8 protein-coding genes and 1 pseudogene are annotated in these 13,679 nt (G+C 72.7%); 2 read left to right on the top strand and 7 right to left on the bottom strand.

What is annotated here, in order from left to right:
- Positions 1 to 370 precede the first annotated feature (370 nt).
- Complete coding sequence (locus tag ACZ6BB_RS08420; RefSeq protein ID WP_471614516.1) at positions 371 to 2,431, top strand: hypothetical protein; 2,061 nt, start codon at positions 371 to 373, stop codon at positions 2,429 to 2,431.
- Between the two features lie 89 nt (positions 2,432 to 2,520).
- Here the strand turns inward: ACZ6BB_RS08420 and obgE are convergent, their stop codons facing one another.
- From obgE to ACZ6BB_RS08385, 7 genes are all read right to left on the bottom strand, one after another.
- Positions 2,521 to 3,957: a GTPase ObgE gene (gene obgE / locus ACZ6BB_RS08415; RefSeq protein WP_471614515.1), complete on the bottom strand. Its 1,437-nt coding sequence runs from the start codon at positions 3,955 to 3,957 to the stop codon at positions 2,521 to 2,523.
- Positions 3,958 to 4,126: 169 nt separating this feature from the next.
- The gene (gene rpmA, locus ACZ6BB_RS08410) at positions 4,127 to 4,381 is read right to left on the bottom strand and encodes a 50S ribosomal protein L27 (RefSeq protein ID WP_351413260.1); all 255 of its coding nucleotides are present in this window, start codon (positions 4,379 to 4,381) and stop codon (positions 4,127 to 4,129) included.
- A gap of 14 nt (positions 4,382 to 4,395) precedes the next feature.
- Entirely contained in the window at positions 4,396 to 4,716 is a 321-nt protein-coding gene (rplU, locus tag ACZ6BB_RS08405; RefSeq protein ID WP_005479329.1) for a 50S ribosomal protein L21, read from the bottom strand.
- Between the two features lie 438 nt (positions 4,717 to 5,154).
- Positions 5,155 to 9,237, bottom strand: coding sequence for an Rne/Rng family ribonuclease (locus tag ACZ6BB_RS08400; protein ID WP_471614514.1), 4,083 nt, complete (start codon positions 9,235 to 9,237; stop codon positions 5,155 to 5,157).
- Positions 9,238 to 9,483: 246 nt separating this feature from the next.
- Complete coding sequence (locus ACZ6BB_RS08395; RefSeq protein ID WP_471614513.1) at positions 9,484 to 10,353, bottom strand: TIGR03936 family radical SAM-associated protein; 870 nt, start codon at positions 10,351 to 10,353, stop codon at positions 9,484 to 9,486.
- 48 nt (positions 10,354 to 10,401) lie between these two features.
- Entirely contained in the window at positions 10,402 to 11,601 is a 1,200-nt protein-coding gene (locus ACZ6BB_RS08390; RefSeq protein WP_471614512.1) for a hypothetical protein, read from the bottom strand.
- A 149-nt stretch (positions 11,602 to 11,750) separates the two neighbouring features.
- Positions 11,751 to 12,857 (bottom strand): tetratricopeptide repeat protein, encoded by a 1,107-nt coding sequence (locus ACZ6BB_RS08385; RefSeq protein WP_471614511.1) that lies wholly within the window; start codon positions 12,855 to 12,857, stop codon positions 11,751 to 11,753.
- A gap of 267 nt (positions 12,858 to 13,124) precedes the next feature.
- Here ACZ6BB_RS08385 and ACZ6BB_RS08380 point away from each other — a divergent pair.
- A pseudogene (locus tag ACZ6BB_RS08380) lies at positions 13,125 to 13,679 on the top strand (collagen-like protein); the annotation flags it as partial.

Raw genomic sequence — 13,679 nt, 5'->3', positions numbered from 1 at the left:
AATGCTCCGAACAGCCCGGTGTGTGCACTTCGCAATCTACGGGAGCGGGCGGACCGGACGCGTCCTCATTTCGAGGGGCGGACGGCGCGGGGAGCCGGGGGCGGACGGCGCGGGCACCGGGGGAGGGAGGGCGGCGGCCTCCAGGGCTTCCCGGGGCGGAGGGCGGCGGTCCGGCGGTGGGCCCTTGGGGGAAGATGCTCGTGCAGCACCCCAGGTTGCGTGCGTTATGTCCGACTGCCGGTGATTGTTCCCACGGCAGATTGCTCCTCGGCCTCCCTAGGTCATACGGTCAGGGATCGGCCTTCCGCAGGCCGCCCCCGGAGTCACCCTCCCCCTCTTGTCCGTCACCCCCTCCGCAGGAGCCCAGCCCGTGCCCTCCGCAGGCCTCCCAACCCGCCGCGTCGCGCAGCTCTCCGCGCTGTTCGCGATGTTCGCGCTCTTCACGGCCCAGATCGTTTCCGCGCTGCTGCCGAACATTCCCGTGTTCGTCGCCGCGAGCGCGGCGGGCCTTCTCCTGGACACGTTCCTGCAGTACCGGGATCCCGGACTGCTGGCACCGCTGGGCAAGATCCGCTTCGACGCGCTGGTGCGCCAGCTGATGCGCGACATGCTGATCCTGGTGGGGCTGTTGCGCATCGACGGGATCGACCCGTTGCGCGAGCAGGCACCGCTCCTGGTCGGCCTCCTCCTCTTCTACGTGGTGCACTTCGCCTGCCAGGCCGTCTCGGTGCTCGTGCGCCGCAGCCGGACGCTGCCGATCGTGACCCGCAACATCGACGCCTCCGCGCTGCGCCTGACGGCCGCGCCGCCGCGCATCCTGGCCCGTCGCCAGGCCCACCGGCTGCTGACCTTCTCGCTGCCGATCACGGCCGGTCTGGTGCTCACCGCGGCCACGCGGGACGCCACCTGGGGCGGCGTCGGCCTCGGCGCCGGTCTCACCCTCCTCGTCGCGGGCACCGTCCACCTCGCGACCTGGCTGCTGCCGAAGAAGCGCGCGAAGAACGACGAGCAGGTCATGGAGTGGCTGGACGCGTGGCTCGCCGACTACCGGCCGACGACCGCGATGTACTTCTCCGGCGGTACGACGTCGGCGTACCAGGCCAACATGTGGCTCTCCACGCTCTCGCAGCTGGAGAAGCCGCTGATCGTGCTGCGCGAGCGCTTCATGGTCCAGAAGATCGACGCGACGGACGTGCCGATCATCTGCTTCCCGAAGGTCGCCACGATGTTCTCGCTGGAGACCTCGACGCTGAAGATGATGCTGCACCCGGCCAACGCCGCGAAGACCTCCCAGGTGCTGCGCATCCCCACCGTCAAGCACGCCTTCATCAACCACGGCGAGAGCGACAAGCTTTCCTCGTGCAACCCGTACGCGAAGGCGTACGACGAGGTGTGGGTCGCCGGTCCCGCGGCGCGCGAGCGGTACGCGCTCGCCGAGGTCGGCGTCGAGGACAAGGACATCGTCGAGGTCGGCCGGCCGCAGCTGGCGCCGATCCGCCCGTACGCGGGCCCGCCGACCGGCACGTACACCACCGTCCTGTACGCCCCCACCTGGGAGGGCTGGGACGGCAACCCGGGCAACACGTCCGTGGTGCTGGCCGGCGAGAACATCGTCCGGGGGCTCCTCGCCGACGACAAGGTACGGCTGCTCTACAAGCCGCACCCGATGACCGGCTCGGTCGACCCGCGCGCGGGTGTGGCCAACGAGCGCATCAAGGCGATGATCCGCGAGGCCAACGCCAAGCGCTCGGGCGCGCGGCCGGGGGCGGAGGCGGCTGCCGAGCTCGCCCGCCGCGCGGCCGAGCTGGACCGGCTGACCTCCACGTCGTTCCGGGTCAGCGCGGACGAGATGGAGCGGATGCTGCTGCAGGGCACGCCCAGCGGGGACCGCGAGGCGGCGATCTTCGAGGCGAGGCTCGCCTGGGAGAAGGCGTACTGGGCGTCGTTCCCGGAGTGGGAGCACGGCATCGTGACCGAGGCGCGGCCCGCGATCTTCGCGTGCTTCAACGTGTCGGACCTGCTGATCAGCGATGTCTCCTCGGTGGTCTCCGACTGGCTCTCCAGTGAGAAGCCGTACTCGGTCGCGAACACGTCCGGGCTGCCGGAGGCGGCGTTCCGCGCGGCCTTCCCGACGGTCTCCGCGGGTGTCGTCCTGACACCCGCGGCGGACGGTGTCCCCGCTCTCCTCGACGCGGTCCGCAACCCCGAGAAGGACGGTTTCGCCAAGGCCCGCGCCGACCTCAAGGAGCAGCTGCTGGGTCCCTCCGACCCGCCGTCGCTGGTCCGCTTCGGCTCCGCGGTGAAGGCGCTCTGCGCCAAGGCCGACGACCGCCGCAAGCGGATGGAGTCGCGCATCGTCAACGACATGCCGTCGCCCCGCGAGGCCGGCGACGAACTCACCGAGGGCGAGCCGAGCGAGGCACTCGCCTAGGGACACGCCGACCGCACACGCCGAAGGGCCCCGGAGAGATCCGGGGCCCTTCGGCGTGTGCGGTGCGCGGGATCTGCCCGGCGGCAGACCTAGAACGGCTCGAAGTCGTCGTACTCCTTCTGGAGCTCGTCCCGCGCCGCCTGGCGGTCACGGCGACGCGTGACGGCTGGGCGGGGCTCCTCGAAGCGGTGGTCCTCGCCGCGGCGGCCGAGCATCTCCGCGCCGGCCATGACGGTCGGCTCCCAGTCGAAGACGACCGCGTTGTCCTCGGGTCCGATGGCGACGCCGTCGCCGGAGCGGGCGCCCGCCTTCATCAGCTCGTCCTCGACGCCCAGGCGGTTCAGGCGGTCGGCGAGGTAACCCACCGCCTCGTCGTTGCTGAAGTCGGTCTGACGGACCCAGCGCTCCGGCTTCTCGCCCCGGACGCGGAACAGCCCGTCCTCCTCCCGCACGACCGTGAAGCCCGCGTCGTCGACGGCCTTGGGCCGGATGACGATCCGCGTCGCCTCCTCCTTCGGCTTGGCGGCACGCGACCGGCCCACGAGGTCGGCGAGCGCGAACGACAGCTCCCGCAGACCCGTGTGGGCGACGGCGGACACCTCGAAGACCCGGTAGCCACGGGCCTCCAGGTCCGGCCGCACCATCTCGGCGAGGTCCTTGCCGTCGGGCACGTCGATCTTGTTGAGGACGACGATCCGGGGCCGCTTGTCGAGGCCGCCGTACTGCGTCAGCTCCTCCTCGATGATGTCGAGGTCGGAGACGGGGTCGCGGTCGGACTCCAGCGTGGCGGTGTCGAGGACGTGGACGAGGACGCTGCAGCGCTCGACGTGGCGCAGGAACTCCAGGCCCAGGCCCTTGCCCTGGCTCGCGCCGGGGATCAGTCCGGGGACGTCGGCGATCGTGTAGACCGTTTCGCCGGCCGTCACCACGCCCAGGTTGGGGACGAGGGTGGTGAAGGGGTAGTCCGCGATCTTCGGCTTGGCCGCGCTCAGCACCGAGATCAGCGAGGACTTGCCCGCGCTCGGGTAGCCGACCAGCGCCACGTCGGCGACGGTCTTCAGCTCCAGGACGATGTCGCCCATGTCGCCGGGCACGCCGAGCAGCGCGAAGCCGGGCGCCTTGCGGCGGGCGGAGGCGAGGGCCGCGTTGCCGAGGCCGCCCCGGCCGCCCTGCGCGGCGACGAAGGAGGTGCCGTGGCCGACGAGGTCGGCGAGGACGTTGCCCTGCCGGTCCAGCACGACCGTGCCGTCCGGCACGGGAAGGACCAGGTCCTGCCCGTCCTTGCCCGACCGGTTGCCGCCCTCGCCGGGCTTGCCGTTGGTGGCCTTGCGGTGCGGGGAGTGGTGGTAGTCGAGGAGAGTCGTCACCGACTGGTCGACGGTCAGGATGACGTCGCCGCCCCGGCCGCCGTTGCCGCCGTCGGGGCCGCCGAGCGGCTTGAACTTCTCCCGGTGGACGGAGGCACAGCCGTGGCCTCCGTTACCCGCGGCGACATGCAGCTCGACGCGGTCCACGAAGGTGGTCATGGTGGGTGCCTCCAGATACGCGCTGTGCGTGGTGTTCGGAAATGTCTTACCTGTAACACGTCAAAGGCGGACCCGCTTCCCGTACGGAATCCCGTACGAGAAGTGAGGTCCGCCTCGACGAATCGCTCTACGGAAGCCTTGGTCGCGAAGACCGGGCGAGTCGGAAGACTCAGGCGGCCGGAACGATGTTGACGACCTTGCGACCACGGCTGGTGCCGAACTCGACCGCACCGGCGTTCAGCGCGAACAGCGTGTCGTCCTTGCCGCGGCCGACACCCGAGCCCGGGTGGAAGTGCGTGCCGCGCTGGCGGACCAGGATCTCACCGGCATTGACGAGCTGACCGCCGAAGCGCTTCACGCCGAGCCGCTGAGCGTTGGAGTCGCGACCGTTCCGGGTGGACGATGCGCCCTTCTTGTGTGCCATGTCTCCTCAGTCCCTTACTTCGCAGCCGCGGGGATCTCAGTGACCTTGATCGCCGTGTACTGCTGGCGGTGGCCCTGACGACGGCGGTAGCCGGTCTTGTTCTTGTAGCGCAGAATGTCGATCTTCTGGCCCTTGTGGTGGTCCACGACCTCGGCCTGGACCTTGATGCCGGCCAGCACCCACGGGTCGCTGGTCACAGCGTCGCCGTCGACGACGAGCAGGGTCGAGAGCTCGACCGTGTCGCCGACACTGGCGGTGGAAATCTTGTCAACCTCAACGATGTCGCCGACAGCAACCTTGTGCTGGCGACCACCGCTGCGCACGATGGCGTACACGCGGATCTCACTCTCTCGCTCCGGAACGGCACCCCCGCAGTCCAGCCGTCCGACATACGAACGGCCTCTCCCACGGCGCCCGGCGCGCGGAAGGAATGAGGTTTACGGGGATGTGACGCGTCTCTACCTACGGACACGCCGACGGCCAAGGTTACGGGGCCACGCCCGAAGGGGTCAAACCGAGCCCCTCGCCCGCCGCGTGAGCGACGTCTCACCGCCCCCGAGCAGCCGTTTCCCGGCCGGGCCCGGGCTCGCCGCACACCACCGCACCCCGTGCCGGCGCGGCCGTCCCCGTGCCGCCCCGACCCCGGATCCGCGCGCCCCTGCGTGAAGTTGCTCTCCCCTCAACCACCGGCGCCCCGCATGCCGGTGCCCCTGCCGGGTGGTCTCCCACCCGGCAGGGGCACCGGCAGAAGCGGACCGCACGTCCGCCCGGGCTCAGCCCTCGTCGGTCGAGGCCGTGACCGTGGCCGACGACTGCTCGGCGGCCACCGTGGTCTTCTTCGCGGCCGTCTTCTTCGTCGTGGCCGCCTTCTTGGCCGTGGCCTTCTTCGCGACCGTCTTCTTGGCCGCCGCCGTCTTCTTCGTGGCGGCCTTCTTCGCCGTCGCCTTCTTGGCCGTCTTGCGCGCCGCCGTCTTCTTGGCGGGCGCCTCTGCCGCGGTCTCCTCGGTGACCGCGGCGGCCTCCTCGACCGGCGCCGCGGCGGCCTCCTCGGCCGGGGTCACGACCGCGTCCTCGGCGGACGCCGACGGGACCACGACCACGGCCGCCTCCGCCGACGCCGTGGGCGCCGTCGCCTTGCGCACCGCACGCCGACGCGGACGCGCCGGAGCCGCGCTCTCGGCGGCGGCAGGCTCCTCGGGCTGTGCGGCCTCCTCGGCCGCGACCGGCTCGGACACCGTCGCCGTCGTCTCGGCCACGACCGGCTCGGAGACCGTCACCACGGTCTCCTCCGCCACCGCTCCGGCCGGGGCGCCCGCCGGGGCGGTGGCCTTCCGGGTGGCCCGGCGACGCGTACGGCCCTTGGGCGCGGCGTCCTCGGTGCTCTCGGCGGCCGGCGACTCCACGACCGGGTCCTCCACCGCCACGGGCTCCGCCTCGGCGGCTTCGCGCGGCTTCGGGGCACGGTCCTCGGAGACGGTGCCGCCGGTCACGCTCTCGCGGTACTTCGGCGCACCCGAGGGCGCGGACGCCCGCCGGGTCGCGCGGCGCCGCGAACGGCCCCGCCCGACGGCCGCCTCGGCCTCGGCGACGCTGCTGTACAGCTCCTCGTCCGGCTCGAACTCGGGGGCGGGCAGCGCCACCGGCTCCGCGACCTCGGCGGCCACCTCGGCCTCGGCCTGTCCGGTGGTCTCCACCGGCTCGGCGGTCTCGTGCCCGGACACCTGGTCGTGGTCGTGGTCGTGCTCGGCGCCGCCACGGCCGCGCTTACGGCGCTTGCCGCCACCGCCGACGGCCGTCGGCTGGTCCATGTGCACGATCACGCCGCGCCCGTTGCAGTGGACACAGGTCTCGGAGAAGGACTCCAGCAGGCCCTGGCCGACCCGCTTGCGGGTCATCTGGACCAGGCCCAGCGAGGTGACCTCGGCGACCTGGTGCTTCGTCCGGTCGCGTCCCAGGCACTCCAGCAGGCGCCGCAGCACCAGGTCCCGGTTGGACTCCAGGACCATGTCGATGAAGTCGATGACGACGATGCCGCCGAGGTCGCGCAGCCGCAGCTGACGCACGATCTCCTCGGCCGCCTCCAGGTTGTTCCTGGTGACCGTCTCCTCCAGGTTGCCGCCCTGGCCGGTGAACTTGCCGGTGTTGACGTCGACCACGATCATGGCCTCGGTCTTGTCGATCACCAGCGAACCACCGCTGGGCAGCCACACCTTGCGGTCCAGCGCCTTCATCAGCTGCTCGTCGATGCGGTACGTCGCGAAGACGTCGACCTCGGAGGTCCACTTCTGCAGCCGCTCGGCCAGGTCGGGCGCCACGTGCGAGACGTAGCCGTGGATGGTCTCCCAGGCGTCCTCGCCGCTGACGATGACCTTGGAGAAGTCCTCGTTGAAGATGTCGCGGACGACACGGACGGTCATGTCCGGCTCGCCGTACAGCAGCGTCGGCGCGTTGCCGTTCTTCGCCTTCTTCTGGATGTCCTCCCACTGCGCCTGCAGCCGCTCGACGTCACGGCGCAGCTCGTCCTCGCTCGCGCCCTCGGCGGCGGTGCGCACGATGACGCCCGCGTCCTCGGGGACGATCTTCTTGAGGATGGTCTTCAGCCGGGCCCGCTCGGTGTCGGGCAGCTTGCGGCTGATCCCGGTCATCGACCCCTCGGGGACGTACACCAGGTAGCGGCCGGGCAGGGAGACCTGGCTGGTCAGACGCGCGCCCTTGTGGCCGATGGGGTCCTTCGTCACCTGGACGAGCACCGACTGGCCGGACTTCAGGGCGGACTCGATGCGGCGCGGCCCGTTGGCCATGCCGAGCGCCTCGAAGTTGACCTCACCGGCGTACAGCACGGCGTTGCGGCCCTTGCCGATGTCGATGAAGGCGGCCTCCATCGACGGCAGCACGTTCTGCACCTTGCCGAGGTAGACGTTGCCGACGTACGAGGTCGACTGCTCCTTGTTGACGTAGTGCTCGACGAGCACGTTGTCTTCCAGGACGCCGATCTGGGTGCGCTCGCCGCTCTGGCGGACGACCATGACGCGCTCGACGGCCTCGCGGCGGGCGAGGAACTCGGCCTCGGTGATGATCGGGACGCGGCGGCGCCCCTGCTCCCGGCCTTCGCGGCGGCGCTGCTTCTTGGCCTCCAGACGGGTGGAGCCCTTGATGGACTGCACCTCGTCGGAGAACTCGGTCTCCTTGGCGCGCCGCTCCCGCGGCTCACGGACCTTGACGACCGTGCGCTCGGGGTCGTCGGGCGTCGCCTCGGCCTCGGTGCCGGAGTCACCGGCGCGACGGCGACGGCGCCGGCGACGACGGCTGCTGCTGCTGCTGCTGGAGCCGGACTCCTCGCGCTCGTCGACCTCGTCCTCGGCGTCCTCGTCCAGCTGCTCGGCGGTGTCCTCGGCGTCCTCCGCGCTCTGTTCGGCGGCGTGTTCGTCGCCCTCGGCGGCGTCGTCGGCGTCGGTCGCGTCACCGCGGCGACGGCGGCGCCCGCCCCGGCGGCGGCGACGGCGCGAACCGGTGGACTCCTCCTCGCCGTACTCGTCGCCCTCGCCGGCGTCCTCGGCGGCCTCTTCGGGCTCCTCGGCGTCCTCGGCCTCGTCCGGCTCCTCGGTCACGACGGCGGCGGGCTGTTCGACCGCGGCGGGCTCGCCCCGACGGCGACGGCGACGGCGCGACCCGCCGGTGTTCTCCTCCTCGGCGAAGCCGCCGAGGTCGGCGGTCTCGACGGGCTCCTCGGCCTCCACGGTGTCGGTCTCCGCATCGGCGGCGGCCTGCGCGGCTGCCCGCTCCGGCGTCTGGAACATCGGCTCGGTGAAGACGGGCGCCTGGAACACGGCCACGGCGGGCCGGGACGGGCGGGACGGCGCGTCCTCGGCGACCGGCGGGGGCGGCGCCGAGAAGCCGCCGGCTGCCTTGCGCGCCGACCGGCGACGGGCGCGGCGCGGGCCGCCGTCCTCCGCCTCGGCGGCCGGAGCCTCCTGGACGGGCAGGGCCGGCGCGGTCTCGGCGACGGGCGCCTCGACGGTCTTCGGCGCGGTGTCCCCGGCGGCGACGGCCTCGGCGGTCTCGTTCTCGGGCGTCCCGGCGGGAGTGGTCACCCGCCGCGTGGCACGACGACGCGTACGGGCGGCGGGGGCCGCCTCTTCCACGGCGGCGGGCGCCTCGGCGGCCGGAACCTCGGCCGGGGCGACCACCTCGGGTGCGGCGACGCTCTCCTCCACGGCCTGCGGCGCACCCGTGGGAGCGGAGGCACGACGGGTCGCACGACGACGCGGGCGGGCGGCGGGCGCCGCCTCCTCGACGGCGGCCGGGGCCTCGGCGGCCGGAACCTCGGCCGGGGCGACGGCGGCCTCGGACGCAGCGGCGCTCTCCTCCACGGCCTGCGGCGCACCGGTCGGGGCGGAGGCACGACGGGTCGCACGACGACGCGGGCGGGCGGCGGGCGCCGCCTCCTCGACGGCCACGGCGGTGGTCTCGGCGCTCTCCGCCACGGCGGTGGTGGTGGCGGGCGCCACGGTCTCGACGACCTCGACGGCCTCGGTGTCCTTGGGCGCGCCGACGGGCGCGGAGGCCCGGCGGGTCGCACGACGACGTGTGCGAGCGGGGGGCGCAACCGCCTCGGCTTCCGCGACGACCTCAGCGGTCGTGGCGGTCTCCTCCACCTCGTCGGCGGACGCGAGGTCGTCGGACTCGGCGGCCGGTACGGCCGGAGCGGTGCTCTCCGCGGCGGCCTCGGAGGCGGCCGACGGCGGTCCCGCGGGGCGGGACGCGGCGCGGCGGCGACGGCGCGGCGGCAGGGTGTCGCTCGGCGTGTTCTGCTCTGAGCCCTGCGCGGGCTCTGCGGATTCGATCGATTCGGGCATGCGGGGGTTTCTCCCGTCGGGCTCCCGGGCGCCGCGCCCGGTCCGGCAGGGGCCGGTGACGTCCGCGGCTCGCGTCGTGCGCGACTGCCGCCGTCCGGGGCGCGGGCGCCGCACGGGAGCTTTCTGTGTCCTGTCTCGCCGGTTCCGTACGCCATGTTGCGTACGGCCTGGCGAAAGTCTTGTGGTCGGTGCGCTGCCCGACCCAGGTGGCTCCCGGATCAGAGGGCGGCGCTACGACGTCCGTCCCTACGCGGGACCTACCGTCGCCGACGCCTTCGCGGCGGCAGTGGGTTCGGCCGTTGAGAGGGCCGGCGCTGCCTCGCGGTCGGGCGCGAGCGGGTCGGTCACCGTGCCGGTCTCTTCATCGAACAGCCCCTGCGCCAGCCTGGTCACCGCTGCGGGGACCGGCGGCGCCAGGTCGGCCACGGCGCGGAGACCGGACAGGACGTCGTCGGGTCGTACGGCAGGCGTCACGTGCCGAACAACCAGCCGCAGTATCGCACAGGGCTGGTCCGTCGGCCCAGCAAGGGGCGCGGCGGCGGCCGCTCCGGTGGAGCCGGCACCGGCGAGGGGCCGGGAACCGGGCGTCCCGGAACCGGTGGCTCCGTCGCCCGCGTCCCGTCCGTCACGGCCGGTGAGGTCGACGACTGCGGCCCGGGCGTCGAAGGTCCGCAGACCGTTCTTGGTCCTGCGCTGGACCTCGACGAGGTCCGCCGCCGTGAAGGCCTCGACCGCGCGCGCGGCGTCCGCCGGGTCCACGCCGTCCAGGCGCAGCTCCCACACGGAGGCCGTGAGGCGGTCGGCGAGCCCGGAGGTCCGGGCCTCGACCGCGTCGACGATGTCGAGGCCGGTGGGCAACGACTCGTCGAGCAGGATCCTGAGCTTCTCCGGGTCGCGCGCGTCGGTGAGCGCGATCTCCAGATATTCCGCCTCACTGCCCGTGCCGGTGGGTGCGGCATTGGCGTACGACACCTTCGGATGCGGCGTGAACCCCGCCGAGTACGCCATGGGCACCTCGGCACGGCGCAGCGCACGCTCGAAGGCGCGCTGGAAGTCACGGTGGCTGGTGAACCGGAGGCGGCCGCGCTTGGTGTAGCGCAGTCGGATGCGCTGCACCGCGGGTGCGGGCGGCGGGCCTTCGGGCTGTCGCTTGCCCAGTGTCGTTCAGTCCTTCGTGAGAGCGGTCGTACTTCTACCAAGAGTACGTGCCCCGGCGGCTCTCGGTTCCCGCCCGTGGACGGGCCGCGGCTGCGCCGGCCGCCCGAGGAGTGCCGAGCGTACGGCGGCGCGGGCCTGGCGGGCGGACTCGCGGGCGGTGGCCCAGGCCTGCCGGGAAGCGCGGCCCACGGCGCGCGCGGCCGCCGTGGCCGGCTTCCACAGGGCGTCCCGCACCACATGGCCGGCGGGCGTGAGGACGGTCCGGTACGACCACAGCGCCGGCTCGACGAGGAGCCACCGCAGGAGGCCGGCCAGGAACCGTCCGACGGCGCGCGAGAGGTGCCCGGCCACCCGCCAGGCGTGGGCGAGGGCGTCCCGGAGTTCCCGGCCCACGACCGCGAGCAGCCGCCCGACCGGTACGAGCACCCATCGCCACACGGCGAGCGCGGGCAGCACGAGCAGCACGCGTGCGGTCCAGTAGATCGCGAGCCAGAGCCCAGTGAAGATCATCCGTATGAGCCACCCGGCTCCCCGGGCCGCCCACGCGAGCGCGTGTCCCACCGGGGTCAGCGCATACCGGTACAGCCACCCGGCCGGTACGACGAGGAGGTACCGCGCCAGCCAGGCCAGAGCCGTGAACAGCGCGAGCGCGACGGCGGCGGTCCCGGACCCGATCCTCCTGGCCAGCCAGGCGATGCCCCGCCCGAACGGCGCCAGCGTCCACCGGTACAGCCACCCGAGGCCGGCCCCGAGTCCGCCGGCCAGCCAGACGGCTCCGGCCCGGATCCCGCTGGCCGCCCAGGCGATCGCGTGCCCCGCGGGTGTCAGCGCGTACCGGTACACCCACACCGCCGGCACGACCAGCAGCCGGTACCCGAGCCACGCGAACCCCTGGGCGAGCGGCACGACGGCGTGGCGCCACAGCGCCACCCACGGCCGGACGAGGACCGCCCCGGCGAGCCACAGCGACGCGTGCCCCAACGGCCGCAACACGGTGTCCCTCAGGAACCGGCCGGTCACCACGCACACGTCCCACACCATCCGCACCGGCACGACGAGGACGAGGACGACGATCCGCAGGGGGATCCGGATCGCGGCCGTGAGGCATCCCTCGGGCGTCTGCTGCCGCACGGGCGGGCGCGCCACCGAAGGCTCGGCGGGCGGCTCGGCCGACGGCCGGACGGGGGGCCTCTTCTCCAGGTCCATAACAGCATGGACGCCTCAGCGGCCCGTACGGATGCGGCCACACGACCGCGCGTTCCACGCGGTTCGCTCGCGCGCCCCCGTGCCCGCCCCGGGCGGTCGGCCGGGGGAGGCTACCGCCTGCGTCCGGAAGCCCTCGCGGACTTGGCGGACTAGGCGGGCTTTCCGGTCCGGGCGGCCTCGGGGCGGCGCACCACGGCGGACAGCTCCGGCCGGGCGGCATGGGGGGCGGAGAACTCCCGGTTGGTCTCCACCTGGCGGCGGACGCGTTCGGGCAGGTCCCGCATGGCCAGCAGACGGTCGCAGGCACGCAGGGCCCCGGCGTGGTCGCCCACCCAGTGGGCGTTGATGGAGAACTCGAACAGCAGGCCCCAGCGGTAGACCCAGGGCCTGGTGAAGAGGAGGTCGTCCGGGGCGGGCCTGTCGACCACGTCGACGAGGAGGGTGTACGCCGTGTGGTACCGGCGGCGGAGGCGCAGCCGGGAGGCCAGTTCGTAGCAGGCCTCCAGCCGTGCGGGGCGTGCTTCCCAGGCCCGGGAGAGCGTGTCCATGGCTCCCGGCCAGTCCTCTTCCTTCTCCGCCCTGAGGATGCCCGCTTCGAGCAGCGAGCAGTAGACCTCCTCGCCCCAGCCGCCCATCGCCGCGCGCCGCTCGTACAGGGCGATCGCCTCGCGCGCGTGCCCCAGGTCGCGTTCGGTGTTGGCGAGGTAGAAGACGGTGCGGGGGTTGGTGGGGTCGCGGTCGAGCTCCTGCCTGAGCAGACGCGCGTCGCGCTCGAACTTGTCGCCGCGGCAGCCGCCGTCGGCACGGTCCTCGATGACGATCGCGTCCAGGTTCTCCTGGGTGTCGGGCGCGTCGGTGCACGGGTACTCATGGGTGACGCCCTCGTACCGCCAGAGCAGATCCCCCCGCATCAGATGCTTGAAGCGGTGCTGGGTACCGGGGGTGTCGTAGCGCAGCATGTACGAGGTGGCCGTCAGCCGGGGAAGCGGCGCGTCCTGGCGCAGTACGTGGTCGGCGTCGATGGTGAGCAGGAAGTCGGCCCTGCCCCGGGCGTGCTGGATGTTCCGTGTCCGGTTGTGGCCGAAGTCGACCCAGGGGTCCTGGTGGAGCTCACCCGGGATGCCGTCCAGCGCCTTGCGGATCAGGTCCTGCGTGCCGTCCGTCGAGCCGGTGTCGGAGATGACCCAGGTGTCGATCAGGGGGCGTACGGAGGCGAGGCAGCGTTCGATCACGCGGGCCTCGTTCTTGACGATCATGCAGAGGCAGATGGTCTGCGATTTCACGGCTCACCGGTCCCGGGGACGTTGGAACGCTGCCCGAGCGGCCGCGTGACATATCTCCTCATATCTCACAAACGACTGTCCATGGCGTCGAATTAGCCCACCCGTGACTACCGGTTGCTCCGACCTGATGATCTCCCTCCCCGTCCGGGCCAGCGCGCTGGTCGGCTCGGTGGACAGGGGTGAGGCTCACGATCGAGTGAGGGGAAAAGCCCCAAACCGGTTGAAACAAGGAGCATATAGATGAGTCCTGAACGCAGGACGATCTCACTGATAGGCCCGCTGGCTCGCGACAGGATCACCAAGGTCAGCACGTTCGCCTCGCTCGCGCTGGTAGTGACAGCCGGCCTGGCCGCCCCCGCCGTCGCCACCACGCGAAGCATGTCCGAGCACTCCACCCTGACGAGGTCCGGCGACGAGGGATGCCCGCCCTCCGAAGAGCACGACCAACACCACGACGAGCACGCCGGGCAGCAGGACGAGCACGGCGGGCAGCAGAACGAGCACGACTCCTCGTCGCCCGACTGGCACGACGAGGACGACCACGACCGCATCGCGGCCCTCGGTGGCAACGACGACCACTGCGAGGAAGGTCCGGGCGGTCCGACCGGCCCTCCAGGAGCGACGGGCGCCACGGGCCCGAGAGGTGAGACCGGCCCCCGAGGCGAGACCGGCCCCCAAGGGGAGACCGGACCTCAGGGTGACACCGGCGAGGACGGCGCCACCGGTCCGACCGGTCCTACAGGAGCGGACGGCATCGCCGGACCCACCGGACCGACGGGCGCGGACGGCATCGCC

Source organism: Streptomyces sp. NPDC041108, assembly GCF_055592645.1.
Note: the sequence above shows the minus strand (reverse complement) of the source record. Positions and strands in the feature narration are given on the sequence as shown.